The 16108-nt window shown below is 73.2% G+C and carries 9 protein-coding genes; 7 read left to right on the plus strand and 2 right to left on the minus strand.

All coding sequences use genetic code 11. From position 1 onward, the window contains the following. The first annotated feature begins 85 nt into the window (after window positions 1-85). The 6 genes from HED23_RS27200 to HED23_RS27225 all read left to right on the plus strand — a co-directional run bounded on the left by HED23_RS27200 (window position 86) and on the right by HED23_RS27225 (window position 12715). Window positions 86-3673, plus strand: a complete 3588-nt coding sequence (locus HED23_RS27200; protein ID WP_203186018.1) for an AMP-binding protein — start codon at window positions 86-88, stop codon at window positions 3671-3673. After that, the gene (locus HED23_RS27205; RefSeq protein WP_203186019.1) at window positions 3670-5364 is read left to right on the plus strand and encodes a polyketide synthase; all 1695 of its coding nucleotides are present in this window, start codon (window positions 3670-3672) and stop codon (window positions 5362-5364) included. The genes HED23_RS27200 and HED23_RS27205 overlap by 4 nt, the downstream gene beginning before the upstream one ends. Then, window positions 5361-6041, plus strand: coding sequence for a thioesterase II family protein (locus tag HED23_RS27210; RefSeq protein WP_203186020.1), 681 nt, complete (start codon window positions 5361-5363; stop codon window positions 6039-6041). Before HED23_RS27205 ends, HED23_RS27210 begins: the two co-directional genes overlap by 4 nt. Further along, entirely contained in the window at window positions 6038-7804 is a 1767-nt protein-coding gene (locus tag HED23_RS27215) for an ATP-binding cassette domain-containing protein (RefSeq protein WP_203186021.1), read from the plus strand. The genes HED23_RS27210 and HED23_RS27215 overlap by 4 nt, the downstream gene beginning before the upstream one ends. A gap of 190 nt (window positions 7805-7994) precedes the next feature. Then, window positions 7995-9833 carry an ATP-binding cassette domain-containing protein gene (locus HED23_RS27220; protein ID WP_203186022.1) on the plus strand — a complete coding sequence of 613 codons (1839 nt, stop codon included), beginning with the start codon at window positions 7995-7997 and terminating at the stop codon, window positions 9831-9833. Further along, window positions 9830-12715 (plus strand): AMP-binding protein, encoded by a 2886-nt coding sequence (locus HED23_RS27225; RefSeq protein WP_203186023.1) that lies wholly within the window; start codon window positions 9830-9832, stop codon window positions 12713-12715. Before HED23_RS27220 ends, HED23_RS27225 begins: the two co-directional genes overlap by 4 nt. A gap of 281 nt (window positions 12716-12996) precedes the next feature. Here the strand turns inward: HED23_RS27225 and HED23_RS27230 are convergent, their stop codons facing one another. Continuing rightward, on the minus strand, window positions 12997-13917 hold the full coding sequence (locus tag HED23_RS27230) for a LysR family transcriptional regulator (RefSeq protein WP_203186024.1): 921 nt from the start codon (window positions 13915-13917) through the stop codon (window positions 12997-12999). A gap of 170 nt (window positions 13918-14087) precedes the next feature. Between HED23_RS27230 and HED23_RS27235 the strand changes: the two genes are divergently transcribed. Beyond that, a complete protein-coding gene (locus HED23_RS27235; RefSeq protein WP_203187648.1) occupies window positions 14088-14990 on the plus strand; it encodes a DMT family transporter in 903 nt (300 codons plus the stop codon). Between the two features lie 214 nt (window positions 14991-15204). Here HED23_RS27235 and HED23_RS27240 read toward each other — a convergent pair whose 3' ends face one another. Continuing rightward, window positions 15205-16038: an alpha/beta fold hydrolase gene (locus HED23_RS27240; protein WP_203186025.1), complete on the minus strand. Its 834-nt coding sequence runs from the start codon at window positions 16036-16038 to the stop codon at window positions 15205-15207. Window positions 16039-16108 lie beyond the last annotated feature (70 nt).

Below are 16108 nucleotides of genomic sequence, written 5' to 3' on the forward strand. Positions count from 1 at the left end.
CCGGACACCTCGAGCCGCCGGACGTGAATGGTCCCCGGACGCCACAAGTCGCCGGACACGGGAAGTCTCTGGACACGGGATGAGCATGCGACACGACGAAACCCCGGACCTCGGCCCGCTGGCCGAGGCCCTCGATGACGACATCCGGGTGCGCCGGTTCACGATCGGCGAACCCGGGGCAGACGGTGCGTCCTTCTTCGACGTCGAGCTCGAACGGGACGAACCCGCAATTGAGTTGCGCAGGCGCCTCGCCCAGCTGGTGCCGGGCGTCGAGGTGAGTGAACTGCCGGGGACGGACCTCGCACCGGGGCAGGTGTCCGGTACGCGGTCCGCAGCCCTGCCGGAGCGGGAGGAACGGGAGGAGCGGGCCGGTCCTCCCGTCCGGAGACAGACCGGGATCATCGCGCTGTCCGGCCCTCCGCCCGAGGTGGCCGACGGGCCCCGGGACCGCCTGGTGACCCTCGGCCACACCCTCACCAGGGCTGCGGAGGGCGGCCGGGGAATCACCGTCATCGACTCAGACGGCAGTGAACTGCGCTTCTCCTGGGCTGAGTTGTCGGACCTGTCGCTGGTCCTCGGGGACCGGCTGCGGGAGGCGGCCGGCGGGCACACCGCACGGGTCCTGCTGGCCACCGTCGAACCGTCGGCGACCCTGCTGGGGTTCTGGTCCTGCGTCATGGCGGACCTGGACCCGATCCTCGTACCCGCGGAGCTCCTCACCTCCAAGCCGGCGGACATCGAGGCCTGGGTGACCAGGCTCCGCGACGAGTACGGCTTCTCGCTGATCGTCACCCACCGGGACACCGCCGAGTTCGACGGTTCCGTCTGGGAGCAGTTCGCGGACCACGGCATCCCGGTGGTGAGGGCCGACGCCTCGGCCGCTCGTGCGGAGGAACGCCCCGCCGGCACCGCCGCCCGTCGCGCCTCCTGGGACGGAAGCCACCCGCTCACCGGTGACCCGGAGCGCACCGTCTCGTTCATGACCTCCGGCAGTACCGGCCGCCCCAAGGTGATTGCCCAGCGCCACGCGGCCCTGCTCTCCGTCGCCGCCGGATCCAGCTGGATGAACGGCCTGGGCGCCCACGACGTCGGGCTGAACTGGATGCCGCTCTCCCACGTCGGCGGCATCATGATGAACCTGGTGCGGGACGCCTACATCGGCGCCGAACACATCACGGTCGCCCCCGGGCGGATCCTCTCCGACCCCCAGGAGTGGTTCCGTCTGGTCGACGCCCACCGGGTCACGGCGACCTGGTCACCCAACTTCGCCCTCAAACTCCTCTCCCGCACCGCAGGCGTCCTCGACGGCGGGTCCTCCTACGACCTGTCCTCGCTGCGCTTCTACCTCAACGGCGGCGAGGCCGTATCGGTCCGCGACGTAAGGGAGTTCGAGGACCGGCTGGCCCTGTTCGGCCTCCGGCGCGGCATCGTGGCCCCGGCCTGGGGCATGACCGAGACGTGCTCGGGCGTCGCCTACAACACCTGCCTGGACACGCGGACCGCCGCGCCCGGCGTTCCCTCGGTGGGCTTCCCGGTTCCGGGCGCCGAGATCCGGATCGTGCCGCTGGAGGAGCAGTCCGCCGACGGGCCGATGATCGGCCGGGTCGAGGTGCGCGGTCCCTCCGTGCTGGAGCGGTACGCGGTCGGCGCGGGTGCGGCCGACCCCGACGCGGAGGGCTGGTTCCGCACCGGTGACCTCGGGTGGATCGCCGACGACGGGCTCCACATCTCCGGCCGTGACGAGGGCCGCCTCATCATCAACGGCGTCAACTGGAACGCCGCCGACATCGAGACCGCCGTCGAGGGCGCGCCGGGTGTCGCCCCCGGGACCGGGGTGGCGGTCGGACACCGGTCCCGGACGTCGGGGACCGAGGAACCGGTCGTCTTCTGCGCCGCCGCGGAGGGGGCCGACCCCGCCGGGCTGCCCGGAGCGGTACGGACGCACCTGCTCGCCGAACTCCGTCTGGGTGTGCGGCGCGTGATCGTCGTGGAGCCGTCCGACATCGAACGGACGGGTATCGGGAAGGTGCGCAAGAAGCAGCTGGTCGAACGGTTCGTCCAGGAGGACGCCGGCACGCGTACAGCCGCGGAGACCGGGGCCACGACGGCCGAAGAGGTGCCGGCCGGCTCGGTGCGCGGATCGAGGGTCGTCTGGCAGCGCGAGACGGCGGACGGCCCTGCCGACAGGGCGGCAGGCGTCCCGCCCGTCCCGCTGGGCCCGGGCACGCCCCTCGTCGTCCCCACGGACGGACGGGCCGGAGTCGTCCTGCACGGAGCGGGCCTCGGGGCCGGCACCCTCCTCGACGGTCCGGAGGACCTGCTGGCCGCCTGCGCCCGGTGGGCGCCCTGGCTGGACGAGCTGGGCGCGCGGCTGTCCAGGACGGCACCGGTCACCGTCCTGGTCCGGGAGCGGGCGGAAGGCACAGGCCCTGCCGCGATCTCGCACCCGCTCGCCGCCTGGATCCGCGCGTACCTCGCGGAACGCGGAAGGGCCAACGTCCGCACGCTCTGGGCCGACCCACGGGCCGGCCACGACGCCGTCCGGGCGACGGCCGGCCGCTCCGACCTCAGCGACAGGTACCTGGACGGCCGGGGAACGACCTGGACGCGCGCCCTCGTCCCCGTCACGCTGCGGACCGCGCCCGCCGGGCCCGCACACCACGTCCTGATCGGCGGCACAGGCCGCCTCGGCACCGCCCTCGCCGCGCGGCTCACCCGCGCCGGTCACCGCGTCACGGTCGCCGGGCGCACCGCCACCGGCGGCGCGGGAATCGCCTGCGACATCAGCACCGAGGAGGGCCGCAGTGCCCTGGTCCGCGCCCTGACCGGGGACGGGACAGGCGGCGGAACACCGGTGCACCTCGTACACCTCGCGGGCTCCCCGGACGTCGGTGACCGGGTGCCGCCACCGGACGTCGTCCGTCCCAAGACGGACGGCCTCGACAACACCTTCGCGGCGGCACGCGAACTGGGCGCCACGGTGACGGTCCTGTCGTCCGTCAACGCCCATCTCGGCGGTGCGGGTGTGCCCTACTACGCGGCGGCCTGCGCGGCGGCCGAGGCACGCGCCGCGCTGGCCGACGTACCCGTCGGCGTCGTCTCCTGCTCCCGCGTCGAGGGCGCGGAACACCTGACCGGAGGCGAGGACGTCGCGACGCTCTCCGGCATCCGCACCGTCGCCCTCCAGGATCTGGCGGACGTCCTGACGGCTTGCGACCGGCCGGACTCCCTGCTCCTCGGAGTGGCCGCCCGCAACCGGTACGTGAACGAGGAGGGCGCCTGCCGCCTGCGGGTACGGATCCCGGCACCGGCCGCCCATGCACCGGCCGCCCCCGAGCCCGCCCCCACCGACGCCGCCGGCGACGGCGACGGCGACGGCGACGGCGAGGATCTCGCGGGCCGGCTGCTGCGCCTGACCCGCGAGGTGCTGCCCGGTCTGGAGGCCAACCCCGACGACAACTGGTTCGACCTGGGCATGACCTCCGTCGACCTGCCGCTGCTGGCCAAGCGCATAGCGCGCGAGGAGAAACAAGAGGTCACACTCGTGGACATGATGCGCTACCCCAGCATCACCGCACTCGCCGGGGCGCTCGACGGCCGTGCTCCCAGGGCTCGTTCGACCGCAGGCGCGTCGGCGGCGGGGGCGCCGGCGGCGGACGGCGGTGCGCGATGACCGGCCCGATCGCGATCATCGGTTACGCCGCCCGTCTCCCGGGCGGTGACAGCCTGGACGACCTCGACGGATTCCTGGCCGACGGCCGCAGCGCGGTCCGTACCCACAGCAGAGAGGAACTGCTGGAGCAGGGCATCGACCCGGCGGAGATCGACCGCCCCGACTACGTCCCGCGCTCGGCCGCCACCGGCTGGACAGTCGACGGCGCCAAGCACATCGACATGCTCTCCACCCGCGAGCGCCGCGTCACCGACCCCCAGCAACTGCTGTTCCTGGACTGTTCGGTGGCGGCCCTCGAACACGCCGGGATCCCGCCGCAGCAGGTGTCGGGCCAGGACGTGGCGTGTGTGGGCGGCGTCGGCATGGGTCTCTACGCGGGCAACGACCTGTCCAGCTGGTTCACCCATCACCTCCGGCACGACCGGAAGCTCCTCGACGAGGCGGTGCCCCCGGAGATCCTCGTCGGCAACGGCAGCGACCACACGGTCGGCCGCGTGGCGTACCGGCTGGGACTGACCGGCCCCGCCGTCAACGTGCAGACCGCGTGCTCCACGGCGCTGGTCTCGGTCGAATACGCCTGCATGCTGCTGAACGCGGGCCGCGTGGGGCTGGCGCTCGCCGGAGCGGCCTCCCTGTACTTCCCGGGCAAGCGCGGCTACCGCCACGAGCGAGGCGGCATCCTCTCCCCCGACGGGGTCTGCCGCGCCTTCGACGCCTCGGCCGACGGCACGGTCGGCGGCAGCGGCGGCGGAGTGTTCGTCCTCAAGCGGCTCACCGACGCGCTGCGCGACGGCGACGAGGTCCACGGCGTCGTCGAAGGCATCCACCAGGGCAGCGACGGCTCGGCGCGCGCCAGCTACACCGCACCCGCCTACGACGGCCAGCTCAGGGTGGTGCGCGGGGCGTTGCGGGCAGCGGGAGTCCAGCCGGACGCCATCTCCTACGTGGAGGCACACGGCACCGGCACGCCCGTCGGCGACCTGATCGAACTCAGCGTGCTCGACGAGGTGTTCGCGGGACGCCCGGCGCCGCTGCCGGTCGGCTCCGTCAAGCCCGCCCTCGGCCACCTCGACGCGGCGGCCGGAGTCGCCTCACTGGTGAACGTCCTCCTCGGGCTGCGGCGCGGCGCCATGCCCGGCACCGTGAACTTCACCCGGGCCCCCGACGCCCTCGCCGGCGGGGTCGCCCGCCCTTCCGCCGAACCGGTGCCGTTGCGCCCCACGGGCCCCGACGGTGTCGTACGGGTCGGCGTCAGCTCGTTCGGCGCCAGCGGCACCAGCGTGCACGCCGTGGTGTCGGACCGCGCCGTCACGGTCCGGCGGACCGGCGCCCCGGCCTCCGGCACTGTCCGGGCCACCCCCGTGGCTTCGGCACCGGCACCGGCCGCAGCACCGGAGGAGCGTCCGGGCACCACCGCCGGCCCCACCACCGCCGACCCGGGGACGATCCGGCGGCAGGTGCTGGAACTCGTCCTGGACCGGATCGCCTCCGACCGTCCCACCCCGGAGGAGAGCGGCCGCCTCGGCGCCGTGGACCTCGGGCTGGACTCCGTCGACCTCCTCGCGGTCGCCAAGGTGATCGCGGCCCGCTGGGCGGTCGAGTACGACGTCATCGACATGCTGATGTTCGCCAGCATCGACGAGATGACCGACGACATCGCCGCACGTGCGACCGGCGAAGGCGGCTCATGACCGAGCTGTACTGCTACCCGCACAGCGGCGGACTCGCGCACCAGCTCCGCCCGCTGGCACGGGAACTGGCGCCCCTCACGTTCCGGGGAGTGGACTACCCGCGGGCACAGGCCTGGGGGAGCCCGCCCGGCAGCGTGCGGGAGTTCGTCGCGGACCGGCTCCGCAGCCAGGACGCCACGGACTTCGGCGAAGCCTTCCTGTACGGGCACAGCCTCGGCGGACTGGTCGCGTTCGAGACGGCCCTGCAGCTGGAGCGGCGCGGCACCCCCGCGGCCGGGGTCGTGATCGCCGCCGGGGTGCCGGGCGACGGTGTCCCGCGTCCCACCAGGACCGACGCCCGCACCTGCACCGACGACGAGCTCTTCGACTGGTCCTTCGGCACCGTCCGGGACCGGCTGCCCACCCCCGCCGACCGTGAGGTGTTCGCCGCATTCGCGCCCCGGCTGCGCCGCGACCTGCGCCTGTACGGCTCCTACCGTCCCGACGGCCGGCTGGCCCGGACTCCCGCCCTGCTGCTCGTGGGCACCGACGACACCGTCTGCCCGCCGGGGGCGTGGGAGCACTGGGCGCCGTACCTCACCCGTCCGGCCCGCGCCGAGGTCAAGGGAGGCCACATGTTCCATCTGGACGACCCGGCGGCGACGGCGGCCGCCGTACGGGACTGGAGGGCGGCGTGAGCGGCACGCCCCGGACCTGGGCGGACCGGTTGCGGCTGACGCCCCTCACCGTGGGGTTCCGGCCCCTGCCTGCCTGGACCGTCTGCACGGGCGCGGTGCTGCTGGTGGCGGCCGCGGCCCCGGCCGCATCGGCGTGGTGCACCGGCCTGCTGGTCGGGTCGGCGCTGCCCGACGCGACGGGCACCGGGGCGCTCGCGCCCGTGGTGGCCGCCCTGGTCGCGGTCTTCCTGGTGGGCCAGCTCGCGACGCTGTTGGTCGCCACGGTCTCCGACCTGTACGGCGGGGCACTGGAACGGACGGTCGAGGCCGCCGCCATCGAGGCGACCGTGACCGCGCCCGAGGGCTCCGACGCCCACGTACGAGCCCTGGTGGACACGCTGCGCGACACCGTGCCGGTCCGCCAGCTCGTCGTGGCGACCTGCCAGCACCTGCTGACCCGGGGTCAGGCGGTGCTCGCCGGGTGCCTGCTGGTCGTCCTCGCTCCCCTCCCCGGCCTGCTGGTCGTGGCGAGCTTCCTGCTCTGCGCGCTGCTGCTGGAATCCGACTACGACCGGGAGCAGGGCAAGGCGTACTCGGTGGCGGACTCCACCCGCCGCCCCCGCTACCTGCTTTCCCTCGCCTTCTCCCCCGCCGCCGCCCGCGAGATCAAGATCTTCGGAGCGGCCGACTGGACCGTGGAGCGGTACCACGAGGCGGCCACGGCCGACGGTGACGTGCCCTCCCGGACCTCCTGGCCGGTGCGGTTCGCCTACGCGGCCGTGCTCCTGTCGGGTCTGGTGCTGCTCACCGTCCTCGCCCGGCGGTCGGCGGACGGCCTGCCGGACGCCGGCGGGCTCGCCGTCTGCGTCTCCGCCCTCACCGCGCTGACCGGCATCTTCGCGGTGACCATGAACGTCGTCCACTCGGGGCGCGCCGTCCTCCTGTTCGCCCGGGTCAGGGCCTCCGGAGTGCTGCGCCCGCACCCGGCGGCTGCCGCGTCCGAAGCGGACCGGGACCCCGGGCTGCCGGTGCCGGGCGAGGGAAGCGTCGTACGGTTCGAGCGGGTGTCGTTCCGCTACCCCGGCGGCGAACAGGTCTTCGACGACCTCACCTTCGAGGTGCGCCTCGGGCGGAGCCTGGCGGTCGTCGGTCTCAACGGCGCCGGGAAGTCCACCCTGGTCCGCCTGCTCACCGGCGTGCTCCTGCCGGACCGTGGCACCGTCACCTGCGACGGCCTGCCCGTCGGTTCCCCCGACGGCCGGCCGCGTCCCGCCTTCGCCTACCTCGGACAGCACTTCGTCCGCTACCCGGCGACCCTGGACCGGAATGTCACCCTCGCCCCGGGCGCGCCGGTCACGGTGCGGGAAGCCGCCCGCGAACTCGTCGCCGACCTGGTGCCCGCCGCCGGGCCCTCGCCGCTGCTGGCCAAGGGGGTGCGCGGCGGCGTGGACCTGTCGGGCGGCCAGTGGCAGCGGGTCGCGACCGCGCGGGCGGTGCAGGCGCTCGACCCCGCGTACTGCCGGGTGCTGGTGCTCGACGAGCCCACCGCGGCTCTCGACGCCCAGGCCGAGGCGCGGTTCTTCGGCGAGGCCGGAGAGCTGGCCGGGCGGGGGAACACCACCGTCATGGTCTCCCACCGGCTGTCCGGGGTGAAGGACGCCGACGAGATCCTGGTGCTGGACGGCGGCCGGATCCGGGAGCGGGGAGACCACACCTCTTTGATGCGACAGCGGGGACGCTACGCGGACATGTTCACGGCCCAGGCGAGGCGCTATGACGACTGAAACTTCCGCGGCAACCGGGCGGGGTGCAGAGCACGGTCCGTCCACGACATCCAGCCCGGGCGCCGAACACGACCCGCCCACCACATCCAGCCCGGGCGCCGAACACGACCCGCCCACCACATCCAGCCCGGGCGCCGAACACGGTCCGTCCACGCCGTCGGGCCCCTCCGGGAGGAGGCCTGCCGCTTCCGTGCGGCCGTTCTCCCTCTTCCTCGGCCTGTCCTTCCGCGCCGACCGCAGCGGCGCCTGGACCACTCTGCTGCTCTTCACCTTCCGCCCACTGGCCACCGTGCTGTTCGCACTGGGGCTGGCGGGCATGCTCGCGGCACTGCTCGACCGCGACGTCGCGACCGCCGTCGCCCTGGCCTGCGGGGCCTGCGCGGCACTCGTCGTCCAGCTCGCCCTGTCCAAGACGGCGCTCGCCGTCTCGGCACGCATGGTCGACCGGACCGGCCGGCTGGTCGACCAGGAGATCCAGCAACTCCTGCACGGCACCAGGACGGTGGAGCACTTCCACGACCCCGAACTGCTCGACCGGCTGGAACTGGTCCGCGCCGAGAGGCCCCGGCTGACCGAGGGCGCCGACGTCACCGGCCTCATCGCGGGCACCCTGCTGAGGCTCGGCAGCACCGTGGTGGTCGCAGCCCTCGCCACCGGCTGGCTGCTGCTGGTCCCCGCAGCCTCCGTCCTCTCCTACGCCTGCACCCTGCGCGCCGAGCGGGCCCGGCAACGCGGCCGGGAGGCCGCTGCCGAGGCGGACCGGCTGCGTGCCGAGTACTTCGTGCTGGGCACCGACCCGGACCACCGCGACGAGCTGCGGCTCACCGAGGGACTCGCCTTCACGCTCGCCCGGCACCGCGCCCACGCCCGCGAGGCCGAGCGGGCCCGCGCGCGTGGCGCCCGGACCGCGTTCGCCTGGTCGGCGCTGGGCGTACTGGTCATGACCGGGGCCTACGGCACCGGCATCGCCTTCCTGACCCGATCCTTGCGTGACGGCTCCACCTCGGTGGCCACCGGCCTGGCCGCTCTGCTGCTGCTGTCCAGCGTGACGGTGCTGACGGGCGCGCTGATCCGGTACGTCTCCGCCCTCTCCGACTCGCTGCGGGTCACCTGGCTCCTGCTGGGCGTGCGCGCCGTGCTGGAGGAGCGCGCCGCCCCCGTGGCGCGCCCGTCGACGGGGGAACCGGGCATCCGGCTGCGTGACGTGACCTTCCGGTACCCCGGCGGCCGCGCCCCCGCCCTCTCCTCGGTCGACCTCGACCTCCACCCGGGCCGGGTCTACGCTCTGGTGGGCGCGAACGGCAGCGGGAAGAGCACCCTGGTACAGGTCCTGGCCGGGCTGCTCCCGCCCACCGAGGGCACCGTGACCGGTGGCCCGGGCATCGATCCCCGGCGCGGCGGCGGCGCCTCGATCGTCTCCCAGGACTACGCGCGCTTCGAGTTCGCGCTGGCCGACAGTGTCGCTCTCGGCAGCGACCGGGCCACCGCGGAGGACCGCGCCCGTGCCCACCGCGACTCCGGCCTCGGTGAACTCCTCGACCGGGGACGGCTGTCGCAGGACACCCGGCTCGGCCGGTCCTTCCCGGACGGCACCGAACTCTCCGGCGGGCAGTGGCAGCGGATCGCGGTCTGCCGCGGCCTGCTCCCCGACGGTGCCACGCTGCTGATGTTCGACGAGCCCACCTCGGCGGTCGACCCGCTCGCGGAGGACCAGTTGCTCTCCCACCTCGCCTCCTGGTCGCGCCGCTCGGCCCGCGCGCACGACGGCGTCGCGGTCGTGGTCACCCACCGGCTGTCACTGGTGAAGGAGGTGGACGAGGTGATCCTCCTGGACCGGGGCCGCGTAGTCGCCGTCGCCCCGCACGAGGAACTCCTCGAACACCCGCTGTACCAGGGGCTGTACGGAGCCCAGCAGCGGGCCTACACACCGGGATCGGCCGGAGCCACGGCCGTCCCCGCCCGGGCCGGAACCCCTGTCCAGGCCGGCACCCGTGCCCGGGCCACCCAGGAGAACGAGGAAAGCCGATGATCGGAACGTTGATGCACAGCTCGCTCCTGCGGCGCGGCGACGCGACCGCCGTGGTGGGCGCGGACGGCACCGAAATGGACGCGACGAGCCTGCACGAGGCGGCGGTCCGCCTCGCCTCGGCGCTGCGGGCCGAGGGCGCGGGGCCCGGGGAGGCCGTGGCGATCGCCCTGCCGCAGAGCGTCGAGCAGGCCGTCGCGCTGGTCGCCGTCGCCTACACGGGTGCCGATTTCGTCCTCGTGGACCTCGATGCCCCGCCCGCGCGCAGCGCCCGCTTCCTGGACCTCGTACGGCCCCGGTGTGTCGTCGTCGACCCCGGCCTGCCGGGCCCCGGCGGTGAACACCTGGCTCCCGGCTCCGCGGTGGTCGTCCCGGTCCGGCCGGAGGGGCACACCGGGGGCCCCCGTGTCGAGCCCTCGTTCACGCCGAGCGGCTACTACATCCAGACCAGCGGCACCACGGGCGAACCCAAGGTGCTCCGCATCGACGGCACGGCCTTGGAGAACCGCTTGCGATGGGGGCAGAGCGTCTACCCGCTCGCCCTCGACGACGTGGTCCTCTCGACCTCCCGCCCCAGCTTCGACTTCTACGTGTGGGAACTGGCCGCCGCCCTGTGCTTCGGCGCCAGGCTGGTGCTGACCAGCGCCTTCGAAGCCGCGGGCGCGGACGCGCTGTTCGCCCGGTGCAAGGACGAAGGGGTGACGACGGTCCACTTCTTCCCGCGCATGCTCGACGAGTTCAGCGACCTGGCCGCGCAGTCCTCGGGCTGTCCCACGCTCCGCCGGGTGTTCTCAGGGGGCGCACCGTTGCCCGGCACGACACTGGCGAAGGCCCGGGCCGCCCTGCCCGGCACGGTGCTGTTCAACCAGTACGGGCCCGCCGAGTGCTGCATCGACGTCTCCTGGCTCGAGTGCGAGGCCGGCCATGAGCGGCACACGACGGTGCCCGTCGGCCGTCCCGTCGACGACACCACCCTGACCGTGGTCGACGGGGCGCTGCGGCCGGTGCCGTCCGGGACCGTCGGGGAGATCCTGGTCGGCGGGATCGCGGCCCGCACCACACGGGTGATCTCCGGCGGGACGGCCGACGCGTTCGTCACGCTCGACGGGGCGGGCGACTCTGCGGGGTCACCCGGCGCGCGGCGCCACATGGCCTACCGAACCGGTGATTTCGGCTACCAGGACGCGGACGGTCTGCTGCACTACGTGGGCCGCACCGACTCCCAGTTCAAGATCCACGCAGCGCGTGTCGACCTCACGGAGGTGACTGCGGTGGTGCGCGGGATCGACGGTGTGACCGACTGCCATGTCTATCCGACGGAGGGCCGAGGCGGAGAGGTCGCCCTGGGCGCGGTGATCGAGTCCGCGACGCTCACCCGGAGCGCGTGCCGGAGCCGGCTCGCGACGGTGCTGCCGCTCCACATGGTGCCGACCGCCGTCGACGTCGTGGAGAGCCTGCCGCGCACGTCCAAGCTGGAGGTCGACGTCGCCCGCCTGACCGACATGTGCGGTCTGCGGGTGCTGCGCCGCGACATCGGGGCGGCCCCGGCCTCCACCCCCGGCCCCGTCGTCCGGGCGGCCGGCGCATGGGCGCGGATCCGGCCCGCGTCGCTGCCCGAGCAGCGTCTGATCGGCATACGGCGCACCCCGGGACGCCCGTCCCACCTCACGGTGGCCAACCACCTGGTGATCCAGGGCTCCCTGGACGTCGGCCGCCTCACCGAAGCCCTGCGCCGGCTCGTGGCTCGCCACGCCATGCTGCGCACGACCTACGCCGAACTCGACGGCCGAGTGGCAGCGGTGGTCCATGAGCAGCCCGCGCCCGATGTGGTGGAGATTCGCGACCTGGCGGACGCGGTCGACGACGCGACCGCCTCGATCCACCTCCAGGACGCCCTTGCCCGTGAGGCGGACCTGTTCTCCGCCCCGGACCGCCAGAGCATGATGCGCGCCGTGCTCCACCGCCGCGCCGACGACCTCTTCTCCCTCCTCCTGGTCTTCGACCACATCGCGATCGACGAGCGTTCCAAGGCGATGCTCCAGGAGGAGCTGACCGTCCTCTACCGCGGCGACGGCGAGAAGCTGGACCCCGCGACCCCCTACGACCCGGCCCGCGTCCGCAGCGACTTCTCCCCGGCCCGTGAGATCCCCGCCCTGGTGGCAGCCCTGGACCCGCTGCCGCCACGCGTCCTGCCCAGCCCCGACCCGGTCGCCGAACCCGACGCCTTCCGGGCCGGCTCGCACGAGTTCACCCTCCTCGCCGGCCGGGGCCCGGAGCTGGACGGCCTGGTCCGCCGCCTGCGCTGCACCCGGTTCGAATTCCTCCTGGCCACCTTCTTCCGGGCCATGAAGACGTACACCGGGCAGCACGACATCCTCGTCGTCGTTCCCGCCGACACCCGCAACACCGTCGAGGACTTCGAGACGGTCGGCTTCTTCCAGAACCTGATACCGGTGCGCTCCCGCACCGCCGCCACCGCGAGCCCCCGGACACTCGTCGACGACTGCAAGCGTGCCGTCCGGGCCGCCCTCGCCCACCGCGACTACCCGGTGGCCCGCTTGGCCGAGGAGTTCCGCGACCCGTCCGTCACCGTCCCCCGCCGCAACCCGATCTGGCAGATCGCCTTCGTCCACACGGCGGACGCGGTGGACGCCAACTGGACCCTCGACGGCCTCACCGTCACCGACGCACCACTCGAACTCCGCGAGGTCGGACTGGAGTTGAACGTGGAGATCTCCGACACCCCGGCAGGTCTCGCCGCCGCGTTCCGTTACGCCGCGGGCGCGCTCTCCCCGTCGGACGCCACACGCCTCGCGGGGCTGTGGGACGAGGCGCTCACATGGGTACTGGAGGGTGCGCGGGCGGTGGAGGTCACGACGGCCTGACCACATGAGGTGTGGCGGCTGCCGGGGGCCGCACGCCAAGCGGCACCGGCCGCGGCACAGCGGTGGACCACGCCGCCACGGACCGCGGCTCCGGTCGATACACGATGGACGTACCCGGAGGCCGGGCGGCCGGCGGAACCCGGCCGGGCCGGGGGGCACCCGGCAGCCGGCCCCGGGGCTTCCTCCAGCATCGTGTCCCCGGCCGCCGCAGCCGCCGTCCGCACTGCCTGACACTTGCCGCCGCCACCGCTGGCGCCGGCACGCTCCACACGGTCCGTGGTTCAGTCCGCGCGGGGCTCATCCGGCGGGTCGGCGGTGGCGGCCGCGTCCCTCAGCGCGTCCAACAGGCCCCGCAAGGACGGCTGGTCGAGGGCGATCTCCCGGACGACCGCCGAGATCACCCGGACCGGTTCGGGGTTGCGGACCGGGCGCACGACGACGCCGGGGTGCTGGTTGCGCAGTCCCAGCCTCGGCATCAGTCCGACACCGAGGCCGGCCGCGACGAAGCCCTGCGCGGTGGCGTAGTCCTCGCTCCGGATGACGAAGTCGGGGCTGAAGCCGGCTGCGGCGCAGGAGTCGATCACGGGTTCCAGGCAGGGGCCGGGCGGCTCACTGCCCACCCACTGCTCGCCGGACAGCTGGCCGAGGTCGATCACCTCCGTGTCGGCGAGTGGATGACCGAGCGGCAGAACGGCCGCGTACGGGTCGTCGGCGAGGCGGATGAGCCGGAAGCCGTCGCCGCTGAAGTCCCGCGCCTGCACGACGACGGCCAGGTCGGCCCGGTCCTTTGCCACTCCCTGGAACGGGTCCTCGGAGTCGACGAGTTCCAGGTCGACGCGGACACCGGGGTGCTCGGCGCGCAACCGGGCGAGGGCGGGCGCCACCAGCGTGGAACCCGCCGTCGCGAAGTAACGGACCGACAGACGGCCGGTGCGCCCGGCACGGAGATCGGCGAGAGCGGTCTCCGCCCGGGCGACCGCCGAGCTGATCAGGGCGGCGTGCTCGGTGAGCAGCAGGCCGGCCGCCGTGGGCCGTACACCGCGGCCGACCCGCTCCAGGAGCGCCGTACCGGCCTGCTTCTCCAGTGCGGCCATCTGCTGGCTGACGGCGGACGGCGTGTAGCCGAGGTGCGCCGCCGCCGCGGTCACCGTGCCGCTGGTGACCACCGCGCGCAGGACCTGGAGTCGCCTCACATCAAGCATGTAGCACAGCTTAACAAACCAGGTAGAACCATTTGCTTGTCCTCAAAGCCAGGGCGAGGCACATTCGGAGGGCCCGGGCCGGACCGCACTCCGGCCCGTTCGTCGAACCGAACGCCCGACCACATGGAGGAAGCGTCGTGAACAGCAGTACGGGGAGTCTGCGGGGCGGAATGCGGGTGGCGGTTCTCGCCCTGCTGTGGGGATCGACCTTCCTGTGGATCGAGCTGGCGCTACGAGGGCTCTCTCCGCTCCAGGTCACGCTTGTCCGCTGCGTCCTCGGCGCGCTGGTGCTCACCGCCTTCTGCTACGCGACCGGACGACGACTGCCGCAGGGTCGTGGGCTCTGGCGCCACATCTTCGTCGCGGGCTTCTTCTGCAACGCGCTGCCCTTCGCGCTCTTCAGCCTGGGCCAGCAGACCGTCGGCTCCGGCCTCGCCGGAGTCCTGAACGCCACGACCCCGCTCTGGTCGCTCGCCCTCGGCCTGGCCCTCGGCTCGGAGCGCGGACCGCGCCCCGTACGCCTCGCCGGACTGTTGCTCGGCTTCGGCGGCACCGTGGTCATCTTCGCGCCCTGGCAGACCACCGGAGCCACCGGCTGGGGCGCCCTCGCCATCCTCGGCGCGGCCGCCAGCTACGCCGTCGCGTTCACGTACATGGGGCGCACCCTCGTCGGCAAGGGCATCCCCACCATCTCGCTCTCCGCAGCCCAGCTCGTCGCCGCGAGCGGACTGACCGCCGTCGCCATGCCGATCGGCGGCCTGGAGTCGATCGACGTCGGCCCGACCGTCCTGGTCGCGGCCGTCGTTCTCAGCGTCTTCTGCACCGCGATCACCTTCCACCTCACCTACCGGATCATCAACGACGAGGGCGCCACCAGTGCCGCCGTGGTCGGCTATCTGCTGCCCGTCGTCTCCGTCCTCCTCGGGGCGGTCGTCCTGGGAGAGGACCTCAGTGTCCGGGTGGTCCTGGGCATGGCCGTCGTACTCGCCGGTGTCGGGATGACGCGGCACAAGGGGGCGTTGGACAGGCATGCGCCAGGACTCAAATCGGAATTGAGCCCTCGCTCAAGCTGAACAGAGAAGCGAGCGTCTCTGATCGCCTCGTCCTGGGCCTGACGCTGCCGCCGCACCTCCGCCGTGTGCGCGTCGGCCACAGTCGTCGGCTCGACGGCGTGTTTCGCTCGGTCCGCGGTCCTGCCGTGCAGCGGCGAGAGTACGGCTCGGCCGGTCGCCCGATGCGTAACCGGCCGCACGCGACCTCGCGGCAGGTGAGGTGTCGGCCGCCCGGTCACTTGGCGAGGAAGGCGAGGAGGGCGTCGGTGACTTCCCTGGCGTGGGTCCACAGCAGGCCGTGGGGTGCGCCGTCGATGACGACGTAGTCGGCCTGCGGGAGTGCCTGGTGGAAGAGTTCTCCGGTGGCCTCGATGGGCAGGACGCGGTCGGCGGTGCCGTGCAGGATCAGCGCCGGAACGTCGATCTTGGGCAGGTCGGCACGGAAGTCGGTGGACCAGGTGGCCACGCAGGCCAGGGAGGCGTACGAGGAGGCGCCGGCGGCGACGTTCCAGCTGTTGCGGACGGCTTCCTCGCTGATGCGGGTGCCGAGGTTCTCGTCGAGGTTGTAGAAGTTCTCGTAGAACGCGGTGAAGTAGGCGTAGCGGTCGGCGGTGACGGCACCTTCGATGTCCTTGAAGACGGTGCCGTCGACGCCGCCGGGATTGTCGTCCGTCTTGAGGAGGAAGGGTTCGAGGGAGGCGAGGAAGGCGGCCTTGGCGATCCGAGCGGAGCCATAGGTGCCCAGGTAACGGCCGACCTCACCGGTGCCCATGGAGAAGCCCACGAGAACGGCGTCGTTGAGGTCGAGGGTCTCCAGGACGATGTTCAGGTCGGCGGCGAAGGTGTCGTAGTCGTAGCCGGTGGTGGGCTGGCTGGAGCGGCCGAAACCGCGCCGGTCGTACGTGATCACGCGGTAGCCGGCCGACAGGAGTGCGGCGGACTGCTTCTCCCAGGAGCGGCCGTCGAGCGGGTAGCCGTGGATCAGCACGACCGGCTGCCCAGTGCCGTGGTCCTCGTAGTACAGCTCGATGCTGGTCGAGTTCTCGTGGTCGACGGTGATGAATGCCATGGTGGTTGCTGCCTTCCGGTTGAATGCGTCTGATGGTGAAGTGCCCGATCGGGCACGGCTGTGGGGCTGC

Source organism: Streptomyces pratensis (genome assembly GCF_016804005.1).
Taxonomy (GTDB): Bacteria; Actinomycetota; Actinomycetes; order Streptomycetales; family Streptomycetaceae; genus Streptomyces; species Streptomyces pratensis_A.